The sequence below is a fragment of the Streptomyces sp. NPDC051738 genome, from assembly GCF_044453205.1.
Classification (GTDB): Bacteria; Actinomycetota; Actinomycetes; order Streptomycetales; family Streptomycetaceae; genus Streptomyces.
Window position 1 is genome coordinate 139,899 of sequence record NZ_JBITCM010000016.1, and the last position, 25,674, is coordinate 165,572.

General features: G+C 71.4%; 24 protein-coding genes. 10 read left to right on the forward strand and 14 right to left on the reverse strand.

The annotated features are described in order from the left end of the window. The first annotated feature begins 57 nt into the window (after positions 1-57). The 3 genes from ACIA8X_RS32700 to ACIA8X_RS32710 are packed head-to-tail and all read left to right on the forward strand — an operon-like array spanning position 58 to position 2,888. Positions 58-1,350 (forward strand): HtaA domain-containing protein, encoded by a 1,293-nt coding sequence (locus tag ACIA8X_RS32700; RefSeq protein WP_393443223.1) that lies wholly within the window; start codon positions 58-60, stop codon positions 1,348-1,350. 10 nt (positions 1,351-1,360) lie between these two features. After that, complete coding sequence (locus tag ACIA8X_RS32705) at positions 1,361-2,251, forward strand: hypothetical protein (protein WP_393442113.1); 891 nt, start codon at positions 1,361-1,363, stop codon at positions 2,249-2,251. Further along, the gene (locus tag ACIA8X_RS32710) at positions 2,244-2,888 is read left to right on the forward strand and encodes a PhzF family phenazine biosynthesis protein (protein WP_393442115.1); all 645 of its coding nucleotides are present in this window, start codon (positions 2,244-2,246) and stop codon (positions 2,886-2,888) included. Before ACIA8X_RS32705 ends, ACIA8X_RS32710 begins: the two co-directional genes overlap by 8 nt. 3 nt (positions 2,889-2,891) lie before the next feature. Here ACIA8X_RS32710 and ACIA8X_RS32715 read toward each other — a convergent pair whose 3' ends face one another. Together ACIA8X_RS32715 and map are read right to left on the reverse strand one after the other, a co-directional pair. Next, entirely contained in the window at positions 2,892-3,539 is a 648-nt protein-coding gene (locus ACIA8X_RS32715; protein ID WP_393442117.1) for a heme oxygenase (biliverdin-producing), read from the reverse strand. 110 nt (positions 3,540-3,649) lie between these two features. Next, positions 3,650-4,507, reverse strand: a complete 858-nt coding sequence (gene map / locus ACIA8X_RS32720) for a type I methionyl aminopeptidase (protein WP_393442119.1) — start codon at positions 4,505-4,507, stop codon at positions 3,650-3,652. A 58-nt stretch (positions 4,508-4,565) separates the two neighbouring features. Between map and ACIA8X_RS32725 the strand changes: the two genes are divergently transcribed. Next, positions 4,566-4,796 (forward strand): hypothetical protein, encoded by a 231-nt coding sequence (locus ACIA8X_RS32725; protein ID WP_399459798.1) that lies wholly within the window; start codon positions 4,566-4,568, stop codon positions 4,794-4,796. 10 nt (positions 4,797-4,806) lie between these two features. Here ACIA8X_RS32725 and ACIA8X_RS32730 read toward each other — a convergent pair whose 3' ends face one another. Both ACIA8X_RS32730 and ACIA8X_RS32735 read right to left on the reverse strand, forming a co-directional pair. After that, on the reverse strand, positions 4,807-6,102 hold the full coding sequence (locus ACIA8X_RS32730; protein WP_399459799.1) for an MFS transporter: 1,296 nt from the start codon (positions 6,100-6,102) through the stop codon (positions 4,807-4,809). 72 nt (positions 6,103-6,174) lie between these two features. Continuing rightward, positions 6,175-6,813: a hypothetical protein gene (locus ACIA8X_RS32735; RefSeq protein WP_399459800.1), complete on the reverse strand. Its 639-nt coding sequence runs from the start codon at positions 6,811-6,813 to the stop codon at positions 6,175-6,177. A 108-nt stretch (positions 6,814-6,921) separates the two neighbouring features. On the opposite strand from ACIA8X_RS32735, the gene ACIA8X_RS32740 reads away from it, so the two are divergent. From ACIA8X_RS32740 to ACIA8X_RS32750, 3 genes are read left to right on the forward strand one after another with little or no spacing between them, the layout of a single operon-like run. Further along, positions 6,922-7,998 carry an exo-alpha-sialidase gene (locus ACIA8X_RS32740; RefSeq protein WP_393442127.1) on the forward strand — a complete coding sequence of 359 codons (1,077 nt, stop codon included), beginning with the start codon at positions 6,922-6,924 and terminating at the stop codon, positions 7,996-7,998. Positions 7,999-8,035: 37 nt separating this feature from the next. Then, the gene (gene npdG / locus ACIA8X_RS32745) at positions 8,036-8,761 is read left to right on the forward strand and encodes an NADPH-dependent F420 reductase (RefSeq protein ID WP_393442129.1); all 726 of its coding nucleotides are present in this window, start codon (positions 8,036-8,038) and stop codon (positions 8,759-8,761) included. A 53-nt stretch (positions 8,762-8,814) separates the two neighbouring features. Continuing rightward, positions 8,815-9,000: a hypothetical protein gene (locus ACIA8X_RS32750; RefSeq protein WP_399459801.1), complete on the forward strand. Its 186-nt coding sequence runs from the start codon at positions 8,815-8,817 to the stop codon at positions 8,998-9,000. Here ACIA8X_RS32750 and ACIA8X_RS32755 read toward each other — a convergent pair. Beyond that, positions 8,990-9,790 carry a site-2 protease family protein gene (locus ACIA8X_RS32755; RefSeq protein WP_399459802.1) on the reverse strand — a complete coding sequence of 267 codons (801 nt, stop codon included), beginning with the start codon at positions 9,788-9,790 and terminating at the stop codon, positions 8,990-8,992. The genes ACIA8X_RS32750 and ACIA8X_RS32755 overlap by 11 nt on opposite strands. 116 nt (positions 9,791-9,906) lie before the next feature. Here ACIA8X_RS32755 and ACIA8X_RS32760 point away from each other — a divergent pair, with 116 nt between their 5' ends. Both ACIA8X_RS32760 and ACIA8X_RS32765 read left to right on the forward strand, forming a co-directional pair. Beyond that, positions 9,907-10,650: a DUF6578 domain-containing protein gene (locus ACIA8X_RS32760; protein WP_399459803.1), complete on the forward strand. Its 744-nt coding sequence runs from the start codon at positions 9,907-9,909 to the stop codon at positions 10,648-10,650. A 24-nt stretch (positions 10,651-10,674) separates the two neighbouring features. Next, on the forward strand, positions 10,675-14,010 hold the full coding sequence (locus ACIA8X_RS32765; RefSeq protein WP_399459804.1) for an AfsR/SARP family transcriptional regulator: 3,336 nt from the start codon (positions 10,675-10,677) through the stop codon (positions 14,008-14,010). 17 nt (positions 14,011-14,027) lie between these two features. On the opposite strand, the gene ACIA8X_RS32770 is transcribed toward ACIA8X_RS32765, so the two are convergent. From ACIA8X_RS32770 to ACIA8X_RS32795, 6 genes are all read right to left on the reverse strand, one after another. Then, the gene (locus ACIA8X_RS32770) at positions 14,028-14,861 is read right to left on the reverse strand and encodes an ABC transporter permease (RefSeq protein ID WP_393442138.1); all 834 of its coding nucleotides are present in this window, start codon (positions 14,859-14,861) and stop codon (positions 14,028-14,030) included. Further along, a complete protein-coding gene (locus ACIA8X_RS32775) occupies positions 14,858-15,883 on the reverse strand; it encodes an ATP-binding cassette domain-containing protein (RefSeq protein WP_399459805.1) in 1,026 nt (341 codons plus the stop codon). The genes ACIA8X_RS32770 and ACIA8X_RS32775 overlap by 4 nt, the downstream gene beginning before the upstream one ends. A 138-nt stretch (positions 15,884-16,021) precedes the next feature. Continuing rightward, entirely contained in the window at positions 16,022-17,245 is a 1,224-nt protein-coding gene (locus ACIA8X_RS32780; protein ID WP_399459806.1) for an MFS transporter, read from the reverse strand. A gap of 97 nt (positions 17,246-17,342) precedes the next feature. Then, positions 17,343-18,407 carry an endonuclease/exonuclease/phosphatase family protein gene (locus tag ACIA8X_RS32785; RefSeq protein WP_393442144.1) on the reverse strand — a complete coding sequence of 355 codons (1,065 nt, stop codon included), beginning with the start codon at positions 18,405-18,407 and terminating at the stop codon, positions 17,343-17,345. Between the two features lie 239 nt (positions 18,408-18,646). Continuing rightward, on the reverse strand, positions 18,647-19,276 hold the full coding sequence (locus tag ACIA8X_RS32790; protein ID WP_393442146.1) for a TetR/AcrR family transcriptional regulator: 630 nt from the start codon (positions 19,274-19,276) through the stop codon (positions 18,647-18,649). Positions 19,277-19,380: 104 nt separating this feature from the next. Continuing rightward, on the reverse strand, positions 19,381-20,970 hold the full coding sequence (locus ACIA8X_RS32795; protein ID WP_399459807.1) for an MFS transporter: 1,590 nt from the start codon (positions 20,968-20,970) through the stop codon (positions 19,381-19,383). 214 nt (positions 20,971-21,184) lie between these two features. On the opposite strand from ACIA8X_RS32795, the gene panB reads away from it, so the two are divergent. Further along, entirely contained in the window at positions 21,185-22,060 is an 876-nt protein-coding gene (gene panB / locus ACIA8X_RS32800) for a 3-methyl-2-oxobutanoate hydroxymethyltransferase (RefSeq protein WP_399459808.1), read from the forward strand. 95 nt (positions 22,061-22,155) lie between these two features. Here the strand turns inward: panB and ACIA8X_RS32805 are convergent, their stop codons facing one another. The 3 genes from ACIA8X_RS32805 to ACIA8X_RS32815 form a co-directional block, all read right to left on the reverse strand. Beyond that, positions 22,156-24,093 (reverse strand): protease pro-enzyme activation domain-containing protein, encoded by a 1,938-nt coding sequence (locus tag ACIA8X_RS32805; RefSeq protein ID WP_399459809.1) that lies wholly within the window; start codon positions 24,091-24,093, stop codon positions 22,156-22,158. 180 nt (positions 24,094-24,273) lie between these two features. After that, the gene (locus ACIA8X_RS32810; protein ID WP_393442154.1) at positions 24,274-24,897 is read right to left on the reverse strand and encodes a DUF305 domain-containing protein; all 624 of its coding nucleotides are present in this window, start codon (positions 24,895-24,897) and stop codon (positions 24,274-24,276) included. Then, a complete protein-coding gene (locus ACIA8X_RS32815; protein WP_393442156.1) occupies positions 24,894-25,556 on the reverse strand; it encodes a DUF3105 domain-containing protein in 663 nt (220 codons plus the stop codon). Before ACIA8X_RS32815 ends, ACIA8X_RS32810 begins: the two co-directional genes overlap by 4 nt. Positions 25,557-25,674 lie beyond the last annotated feature (118 nt).

A 25,674-nucleotide genomic window follows, 5' to 3' on the forward strand; every position in this document is an offset into this window, starting at 1 on the left:
GCCGTTTCCCGGCCTACCGCCGGAACCAGTCGTACCTTAGGTTAGCCTTACCTTGTCCTGGGGGCCGTGCTCCCGGCGACCGCCGCGCAGGCCGCGAGCCGGACCGTGCAGGGCGGCCGGCTCGACTGGGGCCTCAAGTCCTCCTTCCAGAGCTACGTCACGGGGCCCATCGCGAAGGGGAGTTACTCCCTGACGGGCGGCGCGGCCACCGTCGGCACGGGCAGCTTCCGCTTCCACTCGGCGACGGGGACGTACGACGGCGACACCGGCGCCTTCGCCGCGTCCTTCTCCGGCGGGGTCCACTTCGTCGGCCACAGGACCAACGCCGGCACCTACCAGCTCGACCTCACCATCAGCCGGCCCACCGTGCGCATCTCCGGCTCCACCGGAACGCTCTACGTGGACGTCACCAGCAAGGCGAAGGGCACCGGGACGGTCACGACGTCCTCGCAGGTGCCCTTCGCCTCCCTCTCCCTCGGCGGGATCGACATGAGGGGCGGCGGGAACGCGGTCGTCTTGAACAACCTGCCCGCCACGCTCACCGCCGAGGGCGCGAAGTCCTTCGCCGGGTACTACACCGCCGGGACCGCGCTGGATCCGGTGAGCCTGTCGGCGGACGTGCAGGCGGCTACGACCGTGAAGCCGACGCCCTCGCCCTCGTCCAGTGCCACCAAGCCCCCTGCGGAGAAGGAGACTTCGGGCGGCAAGCTCGTGGACGGCGCCGTCGACTGGGGTGTGCGCCGCACCTTCCGGGAGTACGTCACCGGGGACATCGCCAAGGGTGAGTGGACCCTGTCGTCCGGCGCCGAGGACGGCGGTGCGCTGTTCCGCTTCCCCGACGGGGAGGGGACGTTCGAGGACGGCGACCTTCGGGCGTCGTTCCGGGGCACGGTCCGCTTCACCGGGGCGCACGGCCTCGACCTGGCGCTGAGCGGCGTACGGGTCACGGTCGCGGACGGCAAGGGCACGCTGTCCGCCGACGTGAAGAGCCCCGACTTCACCGGCAAGAAGCTCCCGTTGGTCACCTTCGCCGCGAAGGGACTGGCGTCGAAGGACGGCCTGGCGCGGGTCACCGAGGCGCCCGCGAAGCTCACCGCCGACGGTGCGAAGGCGTTCGGCGGGATGTACCGGGCCGGCACGGAGATGGACCCGGTGTCGGTCGCCGTGGCCCTGACGAAGGATGCCGCGCTGCCCGCGCTGCCCGACCTGGGCAGCACCCCGACGCCGAGTACGACGTCGGAGAAGTCGTCGGACAAGCAGTCCCTGGCGCTGGGGACTGCGGCCGCGGTGACGGTGGCGGCGGGGGCGGGCGTGGTGTTCGCGATGCGGAGGCGGCGTACCGAGGCGTAAGAATGTCCCCATGGGCAGGGGGCACAGGGAACTTCTCGGGCAGGGACGGCTGGTACTGAACGTACGGGACCGTCCCGGTCCGCCGGCGTTGCGCTTCGAGACGGCGGAGCAGGGGCGGCTGCTGCTGCGGCAGGGGGAACGGCCCCTGCTGCTGGGCCGGTCGGTGGGGGAGGGCTGCTGCCCGGAGTTGTATCTGCACCGCCTGTCCGGCTACCGCTCGCCGCTTCCGCCGCTGCGCTCCTCGGCGATGCGTTCAACGCTCAACTGGCCGCACCAGTACGCGCGTTGGCTGGAGGACGCCGAAGGGATCCCGCTGCGGGACGGACGTTGGGAGCTGGCCCGCCGGACCGGCTTTCCGCCCGGCATCTGGACCGAGGACTTCGTACGGGACTGGCCGGGCGGCCGACTGGAGCTGTACTGCGGGGGCGGCTGGCACGGAGTCCTCCCCCTGCGCCCGCTCTCGCCACCGGATGCCGGGCGAGTGAAGGCGTACCGCAAGCACGCCCGCGAAGGCACGCTCGCGCCCGTCCTGCTGTGGTGGGTGACCTTCCTTGACGGCTGGGTGATCCTCGACGGCCACGACCGGGCGGTGGCGGCGCTGGCGGAGGAGCGGACGCCGGAGTGCGTGGAACTGAGACAGGTGCCCGACGAGGAGAGCTGGCGGAAGGCGGCCGAAGAAGTGACCGAGGGGCACGAGCACCGCATGCGAGGGCTGGCGGTGCGTGCCGACGATCCGGGCATGGAACGCGAGCGGGCCAGGATGGAACAGGCGTACGCCGACGCGATCGCCTCGCTGCCCTATGGCGTACCGCCACCCACCCGCCTCCTGCCCCTCCCCGGCGGAGCCGCCGCTTGGGACGACCTCGCTGCCCAAGCGATGTTTCAATTCCCCCGTGACTGACTACGACGTCCTCCGCGTCTTCTGCGGCCCCAAGGGCGGATACGGCAACGAACTCGGCGTCGTCCGGGAGGGCTCCGTGATGCCCGACCGGGCTGATCGGCAGGCGTTCGCCGGGAAGCTCGGCTTCAGCGAGACCGTGTTCGTGGACGACCCCGAACGCGGGGTCATCGACATCTACACGCCCTCCGTGCGACTCCCCTTCGCCGGATACCCCTGCGTCGGCACGGCCTGGCTCCTCGACGTGCCCGAGCTGGTCACGCCGGCCGGCGTGGTGGGCACCCGGCTGGACGGGGAGTTCAGCTGGATCGAGGCACGGGCGGAGTGGGCCTCGCCGCGCACCCTGCGGCAGTACGCGACGGCCGCCGAGGTCGATGATCTCGAGGTGCCCCCGGGCGGTGAGTGGATCTACGCCTGGGCCTGGGAGGACGAGGCTGCCGGACGTGTCCGAGCCCGCGGCTTCCCAGGCCGCGGCGACGGCATCGACGAGGACGAGGCGACCGGCGCCGCGGCCATCCAGCTCAGCCACCGACTGGGCCGGGCGCTCAACATCACCCAGGGCGCCGGTTCCCAGCTGCTCACCGCGCCCCAGCCCGGCGACTGGGTCGAACTCGGAGGCCGGGTGGTCCTGGAGCGCTGAACCTCACGCGCTCAGGGGAAACTCCTCGCCCAACGCCCTGAACACCGCCGTGTTCAGGGCGAACGCCTTCTTGCACTCCGTCACGATCCGCTGCTTCTCCAGATCGTCCACGCGGACCGCGTCCAGCAGTTCGCGGTAACTCCGCTTGAAGGCGGCCGGGTTGGAGATCTCCTCGAAGACGTAGAAGCGGACGCCGTCGCCCTTGCGCGCGAAGCCCCACGTCTTCTCCGCCTTGTCGCGGATGATCTGGCCGCCGGAGAGGTCGCCGAGGTAGCGGGTGTAGTGGTGGGCGATGTAGCCGGCCGGCCAGTCGCGGGCGCACTCCTGTACCCGGTCCGCGTATGCCTGGGTGGCGGGCAGGGCGGACAGGGCTGAGCGCCAGTTCGGGCCCCGCAGGTGCGCCAGGTCCCGCTCCAGCGACGCCAGTCGGAACAGCTCCGGCTGGATGAACGGACCCGCCGCCGGGTCCGACGCCAGCCGCTCCGTGCCGGTCTCCAGCGCCTCGTACACGAACCACAGCTGCTCGGTGTAGCGCGCGTAGGCGTCGACGCCGAGCCGTCCGCCGAGCAGGTCGCTCATGAACGTCGAGGTCTCGGCCTCCACGTGCTGTTCATGGGACGCGGTGCGGATGAGTGTCGAGAAGGACTCCATGGGGCACATCCTCTAAGGTAAGGCTTACCTAAGTCAATAGTTTGCCGACACCCTGTCGGTAAAAGGGTACAAGAGAAAGCCCGCCCTGGCAGGGCGGGCATTCTCAATAATCAGGGGAGCGTCAGGATCTCCGTCCCCGTCTCCGTCACCACCAGCGTGTGCTCGAACTGCGCCGTCCGCTTGCGGTCCTTCGTGACGACCGTCCAGTTGTCGTCCCACATGTCGTACTCGTGCGTCCCGAGCGTCAGCATCGGCTCGATCGTGAACGTCATGCCGGGCTGGATGACCGTCGTCGCGTGCGGGCTGTCGTAGTGCGGGATGATCAGGCCCGAGTGGAACGACGAATTGATGCCGTGGCCGGTGAAGTCGCGGACCACTCCGTAGCCGAAGCGCTTGGCGTACGACTCGATCACCCGGCCGATGACGTTGATCTGGCGGCCCGGCTTCACCGCCTTGATCGCGCGCGCCAGCGACTCCCGCGTCCGCTCCACCAGCAGACGGCTCTCCTCGTCGACGTCGCCCACCAGGTACGTCGCGTTGTTGTCGCCGTGCACCCCGCCGATGTACGCCGTCACGTCGAGGTTGATGATGTCGCCGTCGCGCAGCACCGTGGAGTCCGGGATGCCGTGGCAGATCACCTCGTTGACGCTGGTGCACAGCGACTTGGGGAAGCCGCGGTAGCCGAGCGTCGAGGGGTAGGCGCCGTGGTCGCACATGTAGTCGTGCGCCACCTTGTCCAGCTCGTCCGTCGTCACGCCGGGCGCGATCAGCTTCGCCGCCTCGGCCATCGCCCGCGCGGCGATACGGCCGGCGACGCGCATCGCCTCGACGGTCTCCGGGGTCTGCACCTCGGGGCCCTTGTACGGCGTCGGTGCGGGCTTGCCGACGTACTCGGGGCGGCGGATGTTTCCGGGCACGGAACGGGTGGGGGACAGCTCCCCTGGGACGAGCAGCGACTGGCCAGACATGCAGGCGAGTCTAACCAGCGGCCATGGGGGAACATGACGGTGGCGGAAGGAGCCGGTCATGGCCTTGTTCAAGAAGCGCACCGTCGGGAAGCCGGGGGAGTGGTACTACTGCCTCGTGCACAAGAAGGTCGAGGAGGGGCCGGAGTGCCCGGCCAAGGACCGTTTCGGGCCGTACGGCAACAAGGAAGAGGCCCAGCACGCGATGGACCTCGCGCGGGAGCGCAACCTTGAGTGGGAGGGCGACCCGCGGTGGCACGACGCCCCTACGAGGCCGGCGGACGACGACTGATCAACCCTGATCAACCCTCCGTAGGCGACGGCACCGGCGTCGCCGCCGCTGCCGCCGCCCGCTGCTCCCGCAGCCGTACCGCGTGCTCGTTCGTGCGCGCGTCGTACGACATCAGCTTCGGCAGGCACAGTGCCAGCAGCCCCACAGCGCCCACGCACAGCAGTCCGCCCGACCAGATGGACGTGCGCACGCCCCTCCAGGCGGCCATCCCGCCCACATAGGTCTGGCCGAGCTGCGGGCCGACCGAGTACGACAGCAGCTCGATCCCGGCGAGTCGCCCGCGCAGCTCGTCCGGGATCGTCTGGTTCCACATCACCCCGCGGAAGATGCCGCTCACCATGTCGGCCGCGCCGCCCAGGGTCAGGAACAGCAGCGCCAGCCATACGTCACGTGAGATGCCGGCGGCCGCGATCGCCGTGCCCCACAGCGCCGCCGACAGGACGACGAGCCGCCCGTGCCGGTGCACCCGTGACGTCCAGCCGCTGGTCAGGCTCACCAGCATCGCGCCGGCCGGGATGGCCGCGTACATGAGGCCGAGCGACCAGGCGGCGTCCAACTCGTCCGCGAGGAACGGCAGTACGGCGAGCGGCATCGCGAACAGCATCGCCGCGATGTCGATGACGTACGTGCCGAGGAGTTCCTTGCGGCTCCAGGCGTAGCGGGCGCCCTCGGCGATGGCCTTGAGGGACGGCTTCGCGGCGGCGTGGGAGGCGGGGGAGGGCGCGATGCCGAGGGCGAGGAGGACCGAGGCCACGAACGTCAGCAGGTCGGCGCCGTACGCCCAACCCAGCCCCGCGTACGCGACGACCACGCCGGCCAGGGCCGGGCCCGCGACGCCGCCGACCTGCCAGCGCAGCGCGTTGAGCGAGGCGGCGGCCGGGAGGTGTTCGTGGGCCACGATCCGGGGCCACAGGGCGTCCAGGGCGGGGCGCTGGACCGAGACGAGCGCGGAGGACAGGGCGGCGACGGCGTACAGCGGCCAGATGGCTGGGCGCGGCAGCAACGCGTTGACCAGCAGCGCCGCGCTCAGCACCGCCTGCCCGGCCTCCGTCCACAGGATGAGCTTCCGCTTGTCGAGCGCGTCGGCGAGCGCGCCCCCGTACAGCCCGAACGCGATCAACGGCACCAGCTCCACGGCCCCGATCGCCCCGACCGCCGCCGCGGACCCGGTGAGTTCCTTGATCTGCACGGGCAGCGCGACGAAGGTCAGAAAGCTGCCGAAGGAGGAGATCAGCCCGGCCAGCCACAGCTTCCGGAAGTCGGCGGAGGCCCGCCAGGGGGCGAGGTCGGGGAGTACGGAGGCCACGAGGGGCCATGCTCGGGTGGTGCGGTGCCGTAGGCAACCGGTTTTGCGGCGAGGAGAGGAGGGGTGGGCCGGTCACCAGCGTGCGGGCGGCGGTGCCGTCAGTGACTCCGCCAGGCGGGAGAGGCGGTCGCGGAAGCGGCGGCGCCTCCGCCCGGAGGGCACCGCGTTCTCGCCGGCCGCCGCGCTCACCAGGTGCTGCACGGTGTCCAGGTCCAGCTCGCAACCCTCGGGCACGGCCAGCGTCTCGTGCGCCATGGCCCTCAGCTCCCCCTCGCCGGCACCGAGCGTCAGCACCGTCGCCCCGGCCCGTCGGGCGTCGTGCACCCGTTCCAGGAGCGGCGCCCCCGGACCTCCCCCACCCTCGGATTCGATCGACCCGGGGGACTCCCACGGCGACACCACCAGCAGCGTCTCCCCGCGCCGCGCCGCCGCCAACCGCCCGAGGCCGACCGCCAGATGCGCCGGATCCGAGGCGCGCGCGTCATGCCGTACGAGAGTCGGGGTCAGCTCCGGCGTCCCCGACCACGCGGCCTCGTCCACCAGATGGGCCGCCAGATGCCACGGCTCGTACTCCGGCGTGCCGACCAGCAGCAGCCCGCCTCCGTGCGCCACCGCCGACGCCCGCAGCGCGCCCGCGAACCGCCGCGTCTGCCCCAGCCACTCGGTCCCGGCGAGCACTTCGCGCAGCAATGCGACCCGTACGGCGTCCATGCGACCGCATCCTGCCGCAACCGACCACTCGTGACCGCGAGTTCACCACGAATTCGCCCGGCATGGGGAGGCAGAGGGCCCGGTGGCCATGTGGAGGAGTACGAACCGATGTCCGAGACCAGCATTCCCTTCCGTGCGGGCCAGGGGGGATATGCTTCCTTCCGGATCCCGGCAGTCGTCGTCAGCCATGAGGGCACGCTCCTCGCCTTCTGCGAGGGCCGGGTCGAGTCCGCCGCCGACCACGGACAGATCGACATCGTGCTGAAGCGGTCGACGGACGGCGGCCGCACCTGGGGTCCCCTCACGGTGGCCGCCGACAACAACTGGCACCTCGCCGGCAATCCCGCCCCCGTCGTCCTCGACACCGGCCGCATCCTGCTCGTCTACATCCGCAACCACGCCACCGCCACCGAGGCCGCCATCCTGCGCGGCGAGGTGAGCGACGCCGACGGACGCCGGGTCTGGGTGCGGTACAGCGACGACGACGGCGTCACCTGGTCCAGCTCGAAGGAGATCACCGCGCAGGTCAAGCGGGCGGGGTGGCGGTGGTACGCCACCACGCCCGGCCACGCGATCCAGCTGAGCACCGGCCGGGTCGTCGTCGCGGCCAACCACACGATCCCGCCCACCGGCGACGACATCGGCACGGAGGCCAGGTACAACAGCGGCCACTGTCTGCTCAGCGACGACAGGGGCGCCACCTGGCGCATCGGCTACGTCGACGAGAACACCGACGGCTACGTCAACGTCAACGAGTCCACGGCCGCCGAACTCCCGGACGGCCGCGTCTACTTCAACACCCGCAACGACTCCCCGTCCCCGGGCAACCGCGCCGACGCGTACTCCGCGGACGGCGGCCAGACGCTGGTCAAGCCCTTCCGCCCGCAGGCCGGTCTCGTCGCCCCCATCTGCGAGGGCAGCGTGCTCCAGCTCCGCGACCCCGACGTCCTGCTCTTCTCCGGTCCCGCCGACCCCACCGCCGCCCGCGCCCTGATGACGATCCGCGCCTCCACCGACGGCGGCGTCACCTGGCGGCCCGTCTACACGGCGGACGGGCTGCCCGCCGCGTACTCGGATCTCGTACGGATCGACGCCGGCACGGTCGGACTCCTGTACGAGACCGGCGACTTCGGCCCGTACGAGACCATCACCTTCCGCCGGGTGCCCGTGAGCAGCCTCACCTGACCCGACGGTGCGGGCGGGGCGGACGTAAAGTCGGCCCATGACCTCTACCGACAGTGCACAGCAGCCCACCGACGCCCCCGCGAAGGCCCCGGCCAAGGACCCCTGGGACCTCCCCGACGTCTCCGGGCTCGTCGTCGGCGTGCTCGGCGGGACCGGGCCGCAGGGCAAGGGCCTCGCCTACCGGCTCGGCAGGGCGGGCCAGAAGGTGATCATCGGCTCGCGGGCCGCCGAGCGTGCCCAGTCCGCCGCCGACGAGCTCGGGCACGGTGTCGAGGGCGCCGACAACGCCGAGTGCGCGCGGCGCAGCGACATCGTGATCGTCGCCGTGCCGTGGGAGGGCCACGGCAAGACGCTGGAGTCCCTGCGCGAGGAGCTGGCCGGCAAGCTGGTCGTCGACTGCGTCAACCCGCTCGGCTTCGACAAGAAGGGCGCCTACGCGCTCAAGCCGGAGGAGGGCAGCGCCGCCGAGCAGGCCGCCGCCCTGCTGCCGGACTCGCGGGTGACGGCCGCCTTCCACCATCTGTCGGCGGTGCTGCTCCAGGACCCGGAGATCGCCGAGATCGACACCGATGTGATGGTCCTCGGCGAGGAGCGGGCGGACGTCGAGATCGTCCAGGCGCTGGCCGGACGTATCCCGGGCATGCGCGGCATCTTCTCGGGGCGGCTGCGCAACGCCCACCAGGTGGAGTCGCTGGTCGCGAACCTGATCTCGGTGAACCGGCGGTACAAGGCACACGCCGGGCTCCGCGTCACGGACGTCTGAGGCGATGGGGGACACTGGTCGCGTAGCAGTGTCCCCCGAAGGAGCCGACCGACATGCCCCGCCTTGGTGTCTATGCCCTGATCGTCTGTGTACTGGCCGTGGCCGCGGCCGTGGTCTCCTTCATGCAGGGCAGCTGGCTCGGCGTCGTGTGGGTCCTGCTGGCGGGGCTGTCGTCCAACATGACCTGGTACTACGTCAAGACCGGCAGGGACGCCCGGCGGGACTCCGTCACGAGCTGACCGTGCAGAACTCGTTCGTGTCCCGCCAGAAGCGGAACAGGTCGTAGCCGCAGTACGTCTCCAGGTCGCTGATCCCCAGGCCGCGCAGCGCGGCGTCGACCATGTCGAAGAACGCGCCGTTGATCGACGGCACCCACAGCAGCGCGAACACGAACAGCAGGCCGAACGGGGCGAACGGCTCCACCTGCCGCTTGATGCTCTGCGACAGCCAGGGCTCGATCACGCCGTAGCCGTCCAGACCCGGGACCGGCAGGAAGTTCAGGATCGCGGCCGTGACCTGGAGCAGGGCGAGGAAGGCGAGCGCGAAGCGGAAGTGTGCCGGGACGCCGTCCAGTGCGTCCAGCCAGAACGGCGCGGTGCAGACCACGGCGAAGAGGACGTTGGTCAGCGGGCCCGCCGCCGAGATCAGGCTGTGCCGCCACCGGCCCCGGATCCGCCCGCGCTCGATGAAGACGGCACCGCCGGGAAGTCCGATACCGCCCATGATCACGAAGACGACCGGCAGCACGATGCTGAGCAGCGCGTGGGTGTACTTCAGCGGGTTGAGCGTGAGGTAGCCCTTCGCGCCGACCGAGATGTCGCCGCTGTGCAGGGCGGTACGCGCGTGTGCGTACTCGTGCAGGCACAGGGACACGATCCAGGCGGCGGTCACGAACAGGAACACGGCCAGCCCGGGCTGCTCGGCGAACCCGGTCCAGGTGGCCCAGCCGGTCACCGCCGTGATGGCCAGGATGCCCACGAAGACGGGGCTGATCCGCCGGTCGCTGCGGCGGGTGAGGGCGGTGGTCATGGGGCTCCCTGGGACTCTCGTACATGGGCGGGGACCGCTTGGGGACTGCCCGACCGTACCGGGCGCAGGGGGAAAACGTCTCGCGGTGGGGCGTTGGTTCCAGGGAGGGTGGGGGCATGGGGCTTTGGCATGTGTTCTACGAGGACTGGCAGATGGGGTGCTGCGGTACGCCGTTCAAGGTGGGCGACGAGGTGAGCTGGCCGCTGCTCCTGAGCGACGCCGACGGCGAACTGGGCGGCGGCTGGCACGACCAGCTCACCGAGATCGCCGGTGCGGTGGAGGACCTGCCGGGGGACGAGGGCGCGGTGCGGGTCCTGCGGGAGGAGGACGGGCTCGTGGTCGCGCTGCACCAACATCCGGTCGACGTCATCGCCGATGAGGAGGTGGGCGAGGTGGGCGAGGTGGGGCCAGGGGACCGGCTCCGACACGTCGGCCTCCTCACCGCCGAGTTCCACGGGGACCCCGACCTGCCCGAGACACGGGGCCGGGTGCGGGCGATCCAGGTGCTGAGGCAGGGCTGGGCCGAGACGGCGCCGGGTTCGCACACACGCGAGCCGGTCGCCGGCGATCGGTCGCTGCGCTCGGTGTGGGAGTGCCCGAAGTGGTTCGCGGACGCCGACGCGGGCGTGATCGTGACCCTTGGAGGTACCGGGCACGGACTCCCGGCTGTCGCATGCGGTGCGCGAGGCCCGGGGCATCGCGCACAGCACACCGGGCAGGGACGTCACCGGCCTGCCGCCGGCCGCCCTCGCGGAGCTGCTGGAGACCCTGAGCACCGTCCGGGAACCGGACTGAAAGTCGCCGTACCCGCCCCGCAAGTCGCCGTACACACCCGCGCGCCGCGCCACACAACCCTGTGACCGTCCCCGACCCGACCAGAGACAATGGACCCCGTGCGCTATCGCATCCTCGGCACCACCCAGGCACTCCGCCCCGACGGCACCCCTGTTCCGGTGGGCGGTGCGCGGCTGCGTGCCCTGCTGACCGTGCTGGCGTTGCGGGGCGGGCGCACCGTGGCCGCGACGCTGCTGGTCGACGAGGTGTGGGACGGCGATCCGCCCGCCGACGCGCCGGGCGCGCTGCAGGCGCTCGTCGGCCGGCTGCGGCGGGCGCTGGGCGCGGACGCGGTGCTCTCGACCGAGGGCGGGTACCGTCTCGCCGCCGCGCCCGACGACATCGACCTGCACCGCTTCGAGCGCCTCGCCGGCGAGGGCACGCGCGCGCTGGCCGACGGCGACCCCGCCAAGGCCGTCGTCGTCCTCGACGACGCCCTCGCCCTGTGGCACGGCCCGGCCCTCGCCGACCTCCCCGACCGCATCGCCGACGCGGCCCGCCAGGAGACCCTGCGCCTCGACGCCCTGCGCGCCCGCCACACCGCCGCCCTGGCCCTCGGCCACGCCGAGCAGTCCCTGCCCGAGCTGACCGCCCTGTGCGACACCCACCCCCTCGACGAGCCCCTCCAGTCCCTGCGCCTGCGCGCCCTGCGCGACGCGGGCCGCACGGCTGAGGCGCTGGCCGCCTACGAGGACGTACGACGACTGCTGGCGGACCGGCTGGGATCCGACCCGGGGCCTGAACTGCGGGCGCTGCACGGGGAGTTGCTTCGGCCCGGGGCGGGTGCGGGCACGTCCCACAGGCCGACCGACGCCGCCGTTCCCCTGGCCCCCGCCCCTGACCTCGGCGCCCGCACGACCCCCTCCGCCGGCCTGCCCGGCAACCTCCGGGCCCGCCTCACCTCCTTCGTCGGCCGGGAAGCGGACATCGACGCCATCCGGGGCGACCTGGCCACCGCCCGCCTGGTGACGCTGCTGGGCCCCGGCGGTGCCGGTAAGACACGGCTCTCGCAGGAGGCCGCCGAGCGGGTGCGGGGCGCCGCCCCGGACGGGGTGTGGCTGGCCGAGCTCGCGCCGGTCGACGATCCGCAGGCCGTGCCGGAGGCCGTGCTCACCGCCGTCGGCGCCCGGGAGACCGTGCTGTACGGCGCCGGGGCCGAGGCCATGCGGGCCGCGTCCGACCGGCACGACGACCCCGTCGAGCGGCTGGCCGAGCACTGCGGCAGGCGCCGTATGCTGCTGATCCTCGACAACTGCGAGCACGTCGTCGAGGCCGCCGCCCGCCTCGTGGAGGAGCTGCTGGAGCGCTGCCCGGCGCTGACGGTGCTCGCCACGAGCCGTGAACCCCTCGGCGTACCGGGGGAGTTGCTGCGCCCGGTCGACCCGCTGCCCGAGCCGTTCGCGCTGCGGCTGCTCGCCGACCGTGGAGCCGCCGCCAGACCGGGGTTCCGGATCGACGCCGACGAAGGGACCGCAGCGGCGTGCGCCGAGATCTGCCGGCGCCTCGACGGCCTGCCCCTCGCCATCGAGCTCGCGGCCGCCCGGCTGCGCATGCTGACGCCACGCCAGATCGCCGACCGGCTCGACGACCGCTTCCGCCTGCTCACCTCCGGCAGCCGTACCGTCCTGCCCCGCCAGCAGACCCTGCGCGCGGTCGTCGACTGGTCCTGGGAGCTGTTGGACGACGACGAACGGGACGCGCTGCGCGGGCTGTCCGTGTTCGCCGGCGGCTGTGATCTCGCCGCCGCCGAGGCCGTGTGCGGACCCGGCGCGCTTCAGGCGCTCGGCTCGCTCGTCGACAAGTCCCTGGTGGTGGCGGCTCCTTCGGGGGAGGGTGAGATGCGCTACCGGCTCCTGGAGACCGTCGCCGAGTACGCGTCCGAACGGCTCGACGAGGCCGGCCGGCGGGCGGAGGCCGAACGCGCGCATCTGACGTACTACCGCGAACTCGCCCGCACCACCGAACCGTCGCTGCGCGGCTCCCGGCAACGCGCCGCCATCCAGCGGCTGGAGCGCGAGAGCGAGAACATCCGCGCCGCCCTGCACCACGCCATCGCCGTACGCGACGAGCAGGAGGCGATGTGCCTGGTGCTGTCGATGGCCTGGTACTGGCAGATGCGCGACCAGCGCATCCTCGCCCGCAACTGGTGCCGGGAGGTCCAGGACCTCGGCCCCGACCCCTTCGCCGAGCCCGTCCGGCCCGCCGCCCCGCTGTGGGAGCGCTGCACGGCGACCCCGCCGCCCTGGAGCGGCGAGCTCCTCATGGAGGCCCGGCGCAGCCTCCATCTCGTTCATCTCGCCTGTATGGACACCGAGTTGGACCGCTGGCAGAGCCCCGAGGGCGGGCGCAAGCTGCGCGCCATCGGCGAGGCGTACCGGCCCGGACTTCCGCAGGGCTGCCGGTTCCCCGGCTCCCTGTGGTTCTACGCCGTCCTGCTTACCGGGGACATGGCACGGGTGCGGACGATCATCGACTCTGCCGTCGACACCTGCCGGGGCGTGCCCGGATACGAATGGGACCTGGCCGCCAATCTGCAGATGCGGGCCAATCTGCTCGCCAACCGCACCGAGTGGGCGGGCGACGCCACCGCCGACGCCGACGAGGCGCTGGCGATCTACCGCGGCCTCGGCGATCTGTGGGGCACCGCTGAGGCGCTCGCCGCACGCGCCGAGGCGCACGAGCGCAGGGGCGACTACCGCGAGGCCGCCGCCGACTACGAGGTGGCCATCGAACGCGCCGAGGTCCTCGGCGCCCGCGCCCAGGTGGGCGTGCTCACGGCCAGGCTCGGCAGCGTCCTCATCGAGTCGGGCGAGGCCGAGCGGGGCGAGCGCATGCTGCGCGAGGTCATCGACCAGGCGACCGGACCGAACGACCACTCGATGCCCTTCGCCCGGCTGATCCTGGCGGGCCGGCTCGGCATGACCGACCGGATCCCCGAGGGGCGTGAGCAACTCCGGCTGCTGCGCGAGCAGTTCAAGATCGCCCACTTCATCATCTTCGACGCCTTCATCCTCGGCGCGGAGGCCTGGCTGGACGCGGCCGACGGCCGCTACCCGGAGTCCCTGGACCGGGTCAGGGGGGCGCTGGAACACGCCGAGGACCCGCTGGCCGAGGCCATCGCCCCGCAGATGCGCTCGGCGTATCTGGTCACCGCCGCGTACGCCCTGGCCCGCGTCGACGGCGGCCGCCGGGCCCGCGACGCCGCCCGCTGCCTGGGCGCCGCGGACGCCCTGCTGCCGCCCCGGCACATCGCGTCGTCCCAGGAGCGCGAGGTGTACGCCCGGGCGGTGCGGGGCGCACGCGCGGCGCTCGGCGACGCGGCGTACGAGGCGGCGTACGCGGAGGGCGGCGGCCTCTCCTCCCGGGAGGCCGCCGCCCTCGTGTGACGTACGGACCGTGTACGTCAGCTCTTCGTGCGGAACTTGTGGATCGCGACCGGCGCCATCACCGCCGTGATCGCCACCGACCAGCCGAGCGTCACCCACAGGTCGTGCGCGACGGGCCCGCCCACCATCAACCCACGCGCGGCGTCCGCGAGCGTGGACAGCGGGTTGTAGTCGGTGAAGGCCTGCAGCCAGCCCGGCATCGACGTCGTCGGCGCGAAGATCGACGAGCCGAACTGGAGCGGGAACAGCACCAGGAAGCCCATGGCCTGCACGGACTGCGCGTTCTTCAGGATCACGCCCAGGGTGAGGAACACCCACATGATCGACGAGGCGAACGCCGTGGACAGGGCCACGGTCGCGAACAGCCCGGGCCAGTTGGTGATCTCGAACCCGACGAGGACGGCGACGATCATCAGCACGGCGGTCGCGAACAGCATCCGCAGCAGCTCGACGGAGATCTTCGCGAAGAGCACCGAGCCGCGCCCGATCGGCAGGGACCGGAACCGGTCCATGACACCGGAGTTGAAGTCCTGGCTGAACCCGGTGCCGACGCCCTGCGAGAGCGTCATGCTCATCATCGCGATCATGCCCGGGATGACGTACTGCACATACTGGTCCTGCCCGCCGCCCAGCGCCTGCCCGATCGAGCCGCCGAAGACGAACACGAACAGCAGCGTGAAGATGACCGGCATCAGCAGCGCGTCGGCCATCGACTCCGGGTCCTGGCGGATCCACAGCAGGTTGCGGCGGACGAGGGCGCCGGTGTGCCGCAGATGCCCGCGCAGCGGAATACGGGCGTCGTCGGTGGTGGCCACGGGAGTCGCGGCTGCGGCGGTGGTGGTGGCGCTCATACGGCGACCTCCTCGCGGTCGTCGGCGGGCACGGCGTCCTGCGGTGCACTGGCGCGGTGGCCGGTGAGGGACAGGAACACCTCGTCCAGGCTGGGCAGTTCGGTGGTGATGGAGGCGAGCGTGACGCCGCGCGCGGTGATGGCGCCGACGATCGCGGTGAGCTGCTCGTCGCTGAGGACCGGGACGAGCAGGGTGCCGGTCTCGGTGTCCACGGTGGTGGTGGCGAGCCCGGTGATGCCGAGCTCGTCCAGGTATCCGGCGAGGGGCCGCAGCTGCAGGGCGTCGGTCGGCCGGACCCGCAGGGTCCGCCCGCCGACCTTGGCCTTGAGCTCCTCGATCCCGCCGCCCGCGATGACCTTGCCCCGGTCGACGACCGTCAGCTCGGTGGCGAGCTGCTCGGCCTCCTCCATGTACTGGGTGGTCAGCAGCACCGTCACCCCGTCCCCGACCATGGCCTTGACCTCGGCCCACACCTCGTTGCGGGTGCGGGGGTCGAGCCCTGTGGTCGGCTCGTCGAGGAACAGCACCGAGGGCCGCCCGATCATGGAGGCCGCCAGGTCGAGCCGGCGCCGCATACCGCCGGAGTAGGTGCTGGCCGGCCGCTTGGCCGCCTCGGTCAGCGAGAACCGCTCCAGCAGCTCGTCGGCACGCGCGCGTGCGTCCTTGCGGGGCAGGTCCAGCAGCCGCCCGATGAGATACAGGTTCTCCCACCCGGGGAGCTTCTCGTCGACCGAGGCGTACTGCCCGGTCAGCCCGATCACCCGGCGCAGCTGCCGGGGCTGTCGCACGACGTCGTAGCCGGCGACGGTGGCCTGCCCGGAGTCCGGCGCCAGCAGCGTGGAGAGGATCCGCACGAGGGTGGTCTTCCCGGCGCCGTTCGGCCCGAGCACGCCCATGACGGTGCCCTCGCGCACCGTGAGGTCAACACCGTCCAGAGCCTTGGTCTCGCCGTAGTGCTTGACCAACCCCCGCACGGACACGGCGCTGCTCACGCCGCCGGGGTTCTTGTCGATTCGCGTCATGTCGACGACGGTCTCAGGGACCACCGACAAACGACCGACAGATCACCGACATGGCCTACAGCCCACCGACAAAGGGGCCGTCCGGTGATCACCGGACGGCCCCTTTGGTCGTCTTGGTCGTCGTAGGACGAACAGAGCTCAGTACTGGACCGTCTCCGCCTGCTGCGGAACATGTCCCGCGACCACTCGCTCCCGCCCGGCCCGCGGAGCGGCGACCCGGCGCCGGTCTACCGCGTACGCGGCACCGGCGACCGCCAGCCCGAGCACGGCCAGCGCCGCCCCGGCGAGCGCCGGAGACGTCACGCCGAAGCCGGCGGCGAGGGCCAGGCCGCCGATCCAGGCGCCGCCCGCGTTGGCGAGGTTGAAGGCGGCCTGGTTGGCGGAGGAGGCCAGGGACGGGGCCGAGGAGGCCTTCTCCATCACCATCAGGTTGAGCGGGGAGCCGGTGACGAACGCCGCCATGCCGAGCAGGGTGACCGCCAGGGCCGCGCTCCACGCGGTGGACATCAGAAGCGGGAACAGCGCCAGGACGGCGGCAAGGGAGAGCAGGCCACCGAACAGCGTCTTGCGCATCGCGTGGTCCGCCAGCCGGCCGCCCAGCAGGTTGCCGATGGTGGCGCCCACGCCGAACAGCGCCAGCAGCAGTGTCACGCTGGCGTCGGCGTACCCGGCGGCGTCGGTCAGCATCGGCGTGACGTAGCTGTACGCGGCGAAGAGCGCGCCGAAGCCCGCGACGGTCGTGCCGAGGGCCAGCCACACCGGCAGGGACTTCAGCGCGGCCAGTTCGCCGCGCAGCCCGGCGGACGGCGCCGGCACCCGGTCGCGCGGGATGAGCAGCGCGAGCGAGGCGATCGCGGCCAGGCCGATCGCGCTGACGCCCAGGAAGGTCGCCCGCCATCCCAGGTGCTGGCCCATGAGCGTGGCGACCGGCACGCCGGCGACGTTCGCGACGGTCAGTCCGAGGAACATCAGGGACACCGACCGGGCCTTGCGCTCCGGCGCGACCATGCTCGTGGCGACCACCGCGCCGACGCCGAAGAAGGCACCGTGCGGCAGGCCGCTCACGAAGCGGGCCACCAGCAGCCAGGAGTTGTCCGGCGCGAAGGCCGAGGCCGCGTTGCCCGCCACGAACAGCGCCATCAGCGCGATCAGGACCGTACGGCGGGGCATCCGCGCCGTCACGGCCGCCAGCAGCGGGGCGCCGATGACGACGCCGAGGGCGTAGGCCGAGACCAGATGTCCGGCGCTGGGGATGGATATGTGCAGGTCGCCTGCGACTTCGGGCAGGAGGCCCATCATCACGAACTCGGTGGTACCGATGCCGAAGGCGCCGACGGCGAGGGCGAGCAGGGCCAGGGGCATGAAAGCAGCCGTGCCTTTCCGGGGAGAGAGCGGAGTTCCGTACGAAGTTTATGTTCAGCTTCGGAACAAAGACTCTCAGGCCCGGTATTCCCTCTGGTTACGAGGACGTGTCGACCTTCACACGAGCGGCCACCGGAAGGTGGTCGCTGCCCGTCTCCGGCAGCGTCCACGAGCTCTCAGGCTCGACGCCCTTCACCATGATCTGGTCGATCCGCGCCATCGGGAACGACGCCGGCCAGCTGAACCCGAACCCGCTGCCCGAGGCGCCCTGCGTGGAGCGCATCTGGGCGGTGACGGCCCGCAGCGCGCGGTCGTTCATCGTGCCGTTCAGGTCGCCGAGCAGGACCACCCTCTCCAGCGGCTCGTCGGCGATGGCCTCGCCCAGCGCGTTGGCGCTCTTGTCGCGCTGCCGGGCGGTGAACCCGGCCTCCATCTTCACCCGCACCGACGGCAGGTGGGCGACGTACACCGCGACCTGCCCGGACGGCGCGCTCACCACGGCCCGCATGGCCCGGGTCCAGCCCAGCTTGATGTCGACGGGCTTGACGCCGCTCACCGGGTACTTGCTCCAGAGCCCGACGGTGCCCTGCACCGAGTGGTACTTGTACGTCGACGTCAGCGCCTTCTGGTACGTCGGTACCGCAGTCGCCGTCAGCTCCTCCAGGGCCACCACGTCCGCGCCGGACGCGGCCACGGCCCGGGCGGTGCCGGCCGGATCGGGGTTGTCGGCGTTGACGTTGTGCGTGGCCACCGTGAGGTCGCCGCCGGGGCCGGTCCGGTCCACGAGGAGGCCGCCGAAGAGGTTCAGCCACACGATCGCCGGGAGCAGCACGGCGATCAGCGCGGTCGCGGACTTCCGCACCAGGGCCAGCAGGACCAGCACCGGGACGATCAGCCCCAGCCAGGGCAGGAACGTCTCGGTGAGGCTGCCGAGGTTGCCCACGGCGTTCGGGATCTGCGCGTGCAGCAGCATCACCAGGGCGAGGATCACCGCGAGGGCGGCCAGCACGATGCCGCGCCGCCAGATGCGCCGGTCGCCGCGCCAGCCCGCCACGAAACGGCTCTTTGTCAGGCGGTTCAACAGGCGCCGTAGCCCGGATTCCCGGCGCTCGGGCCCCGAGCCGCCGTTGTCCGTCTCCGTCATGTACGCCTGCTGCGCCATACCGTCGCCTCACTACCTGCCGTGCACACCGTCGTCCCCACGCGCCCACAAGAAACCCTAGGGGATGATCGGCCCCGTTCTGCCGCACTCATGGCGGCCGTACGGGGGCGAGGACGTACAAGTCGCCTTCCCGAGTTCCGGTCGCGGCGGGAGAAAGCGCGCTCTGTGACGTAACGCGCACATGCGATCTACGGAGTCGGCGAACTGACGGAGTCGGCGGACTGGCGGAGTCCGCGAACTTACGCAGTCCGCGAACTGACGGGCCGTAGACCTTCCAGCACGGCGTCGACCATCTGCTCCGCGAGCCCTTCCGGAAGGTCGGCGTCCGGGCGCATGACGGCACGTACCAGCATCGGGCCGAAGATCATGTCGTTCATCACGTCGACGTCGATGTCCGTGCGCAGTTCGCCGTTCTGCTGCGCCCGGCGCAGGATCGCGTGCTGCTTCCTGCGCCGCGGCTCGACGACGGTGGCGTGATAGGCGTCCCAGATCTTCGGGCTGCTCTTCATCTGGGCGATGACGTTGTGCAGCAGCACCGACGAACGGGTCATCAGGCCGCGCCGGCGCAACTGCTCCATGAGCGCCACGAGATCCTCGCGCACCGAGGTGCCGGGCAGTTCGGGGTCCGGGGGTTCGGCGGCGCGCACGAGGTCGACGAAGAGCTCCTCCTTGCCGCTCCAGCGGCGGTAGATGGTGGCCTTGCCGACACCGGCCGTACGGGCGATCCGCTCGATGGACAGCTCCGCGAGCGGCACGCCGTCCTCCAGCAGCTTGAGGATGCCCTCCATGATGGACCGCTCCACGGCCTCGCTGCGGGGGCGACCCCTCGCGGGGCCGTCCTGCCGGGGGTGGCTGTCGGCGAGGCTCACTCGAACTCGGTCCTTTCCGTGGGCTGTGCTGATTCTCCCTGGTGCACGGCGGCCGCGGGCACGAGGCGCGGCCCGGCGTGTGTCCCGCCGGCCCGGCGCGTCTCCTACTCCGCCGTCGCCAACTCCCGCGGCGCCTCGCCCTCCTGAGGCGCCGTCGGCCGCCCCGGCAGGAACACCGCCACGACCACCGCGCCGAGCACCGCGACGCCCGCTCCCCACAACGCCGTGACGTGCATGGAGTGCAGGAAGGCGTCGTGGGCCGGACCGACGAGGGCCTCGCCGCGCTGCCCGAGCCGGTCGGCGACGCCGAGCGTGGCCTCGATGGACTCGCCCGCCGTGTGCCGCAGGCCCTCCGGCAGCACCGTGAGTTTGTCCTCGATGCCGCCCCGGTAGGTGGCCGACATGACCGAGCCAAGGACGGCGATGCCGAGGGCGCCGCCGACCTGCCGGAAGGTGTTGCTGAGGGCGGAGGCGGAGCCGGCCTTCTCGCGGGGCAGGGCCTGCATGATGACGACGCTGAGCGGGGTCATGATGTGCGCCATCGCGGCGCCCATCAGGAAGAACACGACCTCCAGGACCCAGATCGGCGTGTCCGCCTCGAAGGTCGCGAAGGCGGTCAGGGTGGCGGCGATGAGCAGCATGGCGCCCGTCGTCGTGGCCCGGATGCCGAACCGGTCGACCAGGAGCCGGGCGCGCGGCGCGAAGATCATCTGGGCGGCGGCGAGCGGCAGCATCAGCAGACCGGTCTGAAGGGGCGAGTAGCCGCGCACGCTCTGGGTGTAGAAGACCGAGAAGAAGGTCACGCCCATCAGGGCGAAGAAGACCAGCGCGATGACGCCGATCGCGGCCGAGAAGACCTTGTTCCTGAAGTACGTGACGTCGATGGACGGATGGTCGCTGCGCTTCTCGAACACGACGAATCCGACGAGGACGGCGAGCCCGGCCCCGATCGTCGCGAGCACCGTCGGATCCGTGAAGTCGGCGAGCTGGCCGCCCTTGATGATGCCGTAGACCAGCAGGACCAGGCCGACCACGGACAGCACGACCCCGACCGGATCGATGCGCCCGGGATTCGGGTCACGCGAGTCCGGGACCAGCCACACCATCAGCGCGACCGCGATCAGCACGATCGGCACGTTGATGAGGAAGACCGAGCCCCACCAGAAGTGGTCGAGGAGGAGGCCGCCGGTGATGGGCCCGATCGCGATGGCGAGCCCGACGCCGCCCGCCCAGATGCCGATGGCCTTGGGCTGCTCGTCGCGCTCGAAGACGTTCATCAGGACGGCGAGCGTGGCCGGCATGACGAAGGCCGCCCCGAGGCCCATCACCGCGCGGAAGGCGATGAGCTCGCCGGGCGACCCCGAGAACGCCGCGAGCGCGGAGCCGATGCCGAACACCGCGAGCCCGCCGAGCAGCACCTTCTTGCGGCCGAGCCGGTCGCCGAGGAGGCCGGCGCTGAACAGCAGACCTGCGAAGACGAGCGTGTAGGAGTTGATCGCCCACTCCAGCTCGCTCTGGGTGGCGCCGAGGCCCGTCGGCGCCGGGGTCGAGATCGTCTTGATGGCGACGTTCAGGATCGAGTTGTCGAGGACGACGATCAGCAGGCTGAGCATCAGCACACCGAGGATCGCCCAGCGGCGCCGGTGCACGGCTTCCGGTATCCGGGTGCCGGTGTCAGGGACGGGAGAAGTCATGCCGTCGAGCGTAGGGGCTTTTCGATACGGCACCGTCTCGTATCGTAAATTCTTACCGAGACCTTACGTGCGGCAGGGGCGGCGCGGAGGCGGGGCGGGCGCGGGGCGGAACTCACACAGGGGGGCCTGGTTCTCCCTGACACGAAGTGCCACCATGGAGGGGATCCGGGGACGCCGTCAGGGCGCCTCGAGATGACATGAAGGAGCCGTTGCCATGACGCAGCTTTCGGCTGCCCAGACGCCTCAGGCGAAGACCTCCGACGGCAGCAAGGCGCTGTACGGGGGGAAGGGCACCCGCCGCATCACCGTCCGCGACATCGCGCTCGCCAAGGAGCGGGGCGAGAAGTGGCCCATGCTCACCGCCTACGACGCGATGACCGCGTCCGTCTTCGACCAGGCCGGCATCCCGGTCATGCTCGTCGGCGACTCCGCGGGCAACTGTCACCTCGGGTACGACACCACCGTGCCCGTCACGCTCGACGAGATGACCATGCTGTCGGCGGCCGTCGTACGCGGCACGTCCCGCGCCATGATCGTCGGCGACCTGCCGTTCGGCTCGTACCAGGAGGGCCCGGTGCAGGCGCTGCGCTCGGCGACCCGGATGGTCAAGGAGGCCGGGGTCGGCGCCGTCAAGCTGGAGGGCGGCGAGCGGTCGTACGACCAGATCCGGCTGCTGGTGGAGTCCGGCATCCCGGTGATGGCCCACATCGGCCTCACCCCGCAGTCCGTCAACGCCATGGGCTACCGCGTCCAGGGCCGCGGCGAGGAGGCGGCCGCGCAGCTGCTGCGGGACGCCAAGGCGGTCCAGGACGCGGGCGCGTTCGCGGTCGTCCTGGAGCTGGTGCCGGCGGAGCTGGCGGCCGAGGTGACGCGCACGCTGCACATCCCGACCGTCGGCATCGGCGCCGGTGCCGACACCGACGCGCAGGTCCTGGTCTGGACGGACATGCTGGGCCTGACCGGCGGCCGCGTCCCCAAGTTCGTCAAGCAGTACGCGAACCTCCGCGAGGTCATGGGCAACGCGGCGAAGGCGTTCGCGGAGGACGTCGTCGGCGGAACGTTCCCGCTGGAGGAGCACTCCGTCCACTGAGCCCTCCCGGGCTCACACCCTGAACCACTGCGGCACCAAAGCGCCCCGCCGATCTTCCCCCGTCGGCGGGGCGCTCCGTTTTTCGAAGGTGCCGGTCAGCGGCGGTACGACTCCACGTAACCGCCCGCAGGTGTGCCCACGCCGGTCACGTCGTCGTAGCCCTTCACCGCGCTCAGCGAGCTGTCCTTGCCGAGGGTCCGTACGGACGGGGTCAGTCCGCCCGTCGCGTCGTAGCCGTTGACGAAGTCGACGCGGGCGACCGCGAGGCCGGAGCCCGTCGGGTTGTCGGTGACGTCGTGGTACGCCTTCGAGCCGTACCGCGCGTAGATCGCCGGGTTGGCGAAGCCGAGCGGCTTCCCGCCCCGCGCCTCCTGGGCCAGCGCCTGGACGGCCGCGATCACCGGCGCGGCGAGCGAGGTGCCGCCGATGCGGTACTCGTCGTAGGCCTGCGTGGTGCCGTCCGGCAGGGTCTGCGTCTGGCCCACCAGGAACCCGGTGTTCGGGTCGGCGATCGCCGCGATGTCCGGGACGACGCGGTTGCCGTCGGCGCTGTTGGCCTTGGCCAGCGCGTCCGGTACGACGCCCTTCTGCCAGTAGGGCTCGGCGACCGTCTTGCTGGTGCCGCCGCCCGCGCCCGAGGTGAACGCGCCGGGGAAGCCGGTCCAGCTCTTGCCGTCGGCCGACAGCACCGCCTTCTCCGTACCCCAGCCGGTCTCCCACAGGTACGTGTCGCCCTTGCCGACCGCCAGCGACGTACCACCGACCGCCGTCACCCAGGCCGAACTCGCCGGGATGTCCACCTGCTTGGTGCCGCTGCTCGCGACCTCGTCGCCGTCGTCGCCGGAGGAGTAGTAGAAGCCGATGCCCTCGACCGCGCCGAACTGGAAGACCTGGTCGTAGGCGGCCGCGAGGTCCGGCGTCTGGGCGGCCTCGGTCTCGCCCCAGGAGTTGGAGACGAGGTCGGCCAGATGGTTGTCGACGATCTTGCCGAGGGAGTCGAGCAGGTCCTCGTCGGTGCAGGAGGCGGCGCCCACGTAAGTGATCTGCGCGCCCGGCGCGACCGCGTGCACGGCCTCGACGTCCAGGGTCTCCTCGCCGTACCAGCCGGCCGCCGAGCAGTCCTTGGTGTGGGTGTAGTTCTTGGGCAGGACCTGGCGCAACTGGCCGCTGGTGTAGGCCGCGTCGCCGTTCCTCTTCGCGTACATGGCCGCGTCGAAGGCGATCGTCGGGGAGGCGTACGCGTCGGTGATGGCGATGCGCACCCCCTTGCCGGTGCGCTTGCCGGCGCCGTACGCGGCGCGCAGCTGCTTGCCGGTGTAGCCCTTGACGGCGTACGGGATCTTCGTGCCGTACGCGTCCGGCAGCGTGCTCGCCACGTTCGAGCCGTGGTACGTCGAGAACGGCCCGGCGTTGCGGAACACCGTCTCCGGCGGCGGGAGTTGGTCCTGGTGGCTCGCCAGGTGCGGGGCGTCGTCCAGGCCCGTGACGGTCAGCACGGCGTCCTTGACGGCGGCCGGCACCGAGGCGGTCGTCGTGGGCGCGCGGTAGGTCTTCGCGCCCTTGGTGTAGTTGTGCAGCTGGGTGCCGAACGCCTTCTCCGCGGCGGCCACATCGCCGGTGACGGCGACATAGTGCTTCGTCACGTCCGTGACCTTCAGGCCCGCCGACGTCAACCAGCTCTTGACGGCGGCCACTTGGGCCTTGGTCGCGCCGAAGCGGGCCTGCGTCTGCTTGGCGCTCAGGTACTTGCCGTACGACGCCGAGCCCGGGTCGGACACGGCCTTCGCGTAGGCGGCGAGGCCGGTCGCGTCCCGGCCCGCGAGGTAGACGCGTACGGCGACCTGGGCACCGTCCGAGGCCGCCCCCCGGTCCGCCTTGGCCGTGGCCCACGCGGGCTTGGTGCCGGCGAGCCCGTCCCGGCCCGGGTTGTCCGCGGCGTGCGCGGGTATGCCGAACGCCAGCGCGCCGGTGAGCAGAGGCAGTGTCGCCGCCAGGCTCACTCCGGCGCGCAGCGTGGCGCGGTGAGATCTCATGGAACCCCCTGTGCGGTTCGTGTGCGCGAGTGGATCACTCGACGGTGGCCACTCTCGCGATGAACCGTTCATGCCAGGGGAATGCGACGGCCAAGAAGCGCCCAATTAACCTAATGACAAGGCCATTTGAGGTTAGGGCGGGGCGGAGAGCCACGACCGCGGGCCGTGGGGTCCGGGGGGCTACGACCGCGCCTTCGCGCCCCGCTCCTTCAGCATGTCCGCCATCAGGTCGATCTCCGTTTCCTGCCCGTTCACCATGGTCTGCGCGAGCCGCTTCTCCACGCCGACCGCGCACTTGTCGAGGCAGCCCTCGGCCATGTGGATGCCGCCCTTGTGATGGGCCGTCATCAACTGCAGAAAGAAGATCTCCGCCTGCTTGCCGCTGAGGCCCTCAAGCTTCTTCATCTCCGTGTTGGTCGCCATGCCCGGCATCAGCGCGCCGTCCTCGCCGGCGGGCATGTCACCCATGCCCATCCAGGTCATCGGGGCCTTGGACGACACCTTCGGCAGCTGCCACAGATCCAGCCAGCCCAGCAGCATGCCGCGCTGGTTGGCCTGCGTCTGGGCGATGTCGTACGCGAGGCGCCGCACGTCCTCGTCCTTCGTGCGGTCGCGCACGATGTACGACATCTCCACGGCCTGCTGATGGTGCACGGCCATGTCCCGCGCGAACCCGGCGTCCGCCGAGTCGGCGACAGGGGTGTCGCCCGTGCCCCCGTCCTCGGCGACGGCGTAGGTGATCGCGCCGGCCGCGACGAGCACGGCCGCCGCGGTCCCCGCAACCCAACCGACGTGCTGCCTCACTCCGACAGACCACCCGTGCACGGCGCGCCCGGCTCGGGCGTCTGCTCGCCCTGGACGTACTTCTCGAAGAACTTGCCGACGTTCGGGTCACTCGCGCTCGTCACCGTGCGCTGGTGCCCCCACGCGCTGAGCATGATCGGGTCCTGCTGCTCGTCGTCCGGGCTCATCAGCGTGAACGGGGTCTGCTTGACCTTCGTCGCCAGCGCCGCGACATCGGCCTTGGAGGCCTTGCTGTTGTACGTCACCCACACCGCGCCGTGCTCCAGCGAGTGCACGGCGTTCTCGTTCGCGAGTTCCTTGGTGTAGACGTCGCCGTTGCAGTTCATCCAGGCCTTGTGGTGGTTGCCGCCGACCGGGGGCTCCATCGGGTACGACACGCTCTCCGTGACGTGGGTGCTCGACAGCTTCTTGTTCCAGGTCTTCACGCCGTCCTTGCCGGTGACGAACTTCCCCGGAGTCTTGTCGGACTGCGCCTCGTCCTTCTTGTCGGCCTGCGACTGGATGAGGACGACACCACCGACGACGAGGCCGACGACGACCACCACACTCGCCCCGATCGTGAGGATGCGGTTGCGCCGCTCACGGGCCTGCTCGGCGCGCCGCATCTCCTCTATTCGCGCTTTGCGCGCGGCGCTGCTCTTGTTCTTGGCGGAGCCCATGCGGTGTGCCCTTCTGGGAAGCGTGGGACGGTCGGGTCCGCTGATCGTAATGGGGGAGACGGGGCCACTCGTAGGGCGGTCACAGGAATGGCCAGGAGTTTCCGGCTCGAACGGATGA

What these genes read in the sequence shown, in the direction of transcription:
- ACIA8X_RS32705 (WP_393442113.1), top strand. Translation starts at nt 1,361, where the DNA reads ATGGGCAGGGGGCACAGGGAACTTCTCGGGCAGGGACGGCTGGTACTG.
- ACIA8X_RS32715 (WP_393442117.1), bottom strand. Translation starts at nt 3,539, where the DNA reads ATGGAGTCCTTCTCGACACTCATCCGCACCGCGTCCCATGAACAGCAC.
- map (WP_393442119.1), bottom strand. Translation starts at nt 4,507, where the DNA reads ATGTCTGGCCAGTCGCTGCTCGTCCCAGGGGAGCTGTCCCCCACCCGT.
- ACIA8X_RS32725 (WP_399459798.1), top strand. Translation starts at nt 4,566, where the DNA reads ATGGCCTTGTTCAAGAAGCGCACCGTCGGGAAGCCGGGGGAGTGGTAC.
- ACIA8X_RS32735 (WP_399459800.1), bottom strand. Translation starts at nt 6,813, where the DNA reads ATGGACGCCGTACGGGTCGCATTGCTGCGCGAAGTGCTCGCCGGGACC.
- ACIA8X_RS32740 (WP_393442127.1), top strand. Translation starts at nt 6,922, where the DNA reads ATGTCCGAGACCAGCATTCCCTTCCGTGCGGGCCAGGGGGGATATGCT.
- npdG (WP_393442129.1), top strand. Translation starts at nt 8,036, where the DNA reads ATGACCTCTACCGACAGTGCACAGCAGCCCACCGACGCCCCCGCGAAG.
- ACIA8X_RS32750 (WP_399459801.1), top strand. Translation starts at nt 8,815, where the DNA reads ATGCCCCGCCTTGGTGTCTATGCCCTGATCGTCTGTGTACTGGCCGTG.
- ACIA8X_RS32755 (WP_399459802.1), bottom strand. Translation starts at nt 9,790, where the DNA reads ATGACCACCGCCCTCACCCGCCGCAGCGACCGGCGGATCAGCCCCGTC.
- ACIA8X_RS32760 (WP_399459803.1), top strand. Translation starts at nt 9,907, where the DNA reads ATGGGGCTTTGGCATGTGTTCTACGAGGACTGGCAGATGGGGTGCTGC.
- ACIA8X_RS32765 (WP_399459804.1), top strand. Translation starts at nt 10,675, where the DNA reads ATGGACCCCGTGCGCTATCGCATCCTCGGCACCACCCAGGCACTCCGC.
- ACIA8X_RS32770 (WP_393442138.1), bottom strand. Translation starts at nt 14,861, where the DNA reads ATGAGCGCCACCACCACCGCCGCAGCCGCGACTCCCGTGGCCACCACC.
- ACIA8X_RS32775 (WP_399459805.1), bottom strand. Translation starts at nt 15,883, where the DNA reads ATGACGCGAATCGACAAGAACCCCGGCGGCGTGAGCAGCGCCGTGTCC.
- ACIA8X_RS32780 (WP_399459806.1), bottom strand. Translation starts at nt 17,245, where the DNA reads ATGCCCCTGGCCCTGCTCGCCCTCGCCGTCGGCGCCTTCGGCATCGGT.
- ACIA8X_RS32785 (WP_393442144.1), bottom strand. Translation starts at nt 18,407, where the DNA reads ATGGCGCAGCAGGCGTACATGACGGAGACGGACAACGGCGGCTCGGGG.
- ACIA8X_RS32795 (WP_399459807.1), bottom strand. Translation starts at nt 20,970, where the DNA reads ATGACTTCTCCCGTCCCTGACACCGGCACCCGGATACCGGAAGCCGTG.
- panB (WP_399459808.1), top strand. Translation starts at nt 21,185, where the DNA reads ATGACGCAGCTTTCGGCTGCCCAGACGCCTCAGGCGAAGACCTCCGAC.
- ACIA8X_RS32805 (WP_399459809.1), bottom strand. Translation starts at nt 24,093, where the DNA reads ATGAGATCTCACCGCGCCACGCTGCGCGCCGGAGTGAGCCTGGCGGCG.
- ACIA8X_RS32815 (WP_393442156.1), bottom strand. Translation starts at nt 25,556, where the DNA reads ATGGGCTCCGCCAAGAACAAGAGCAGCGCCGCGCGCAAAGCGCGAATA.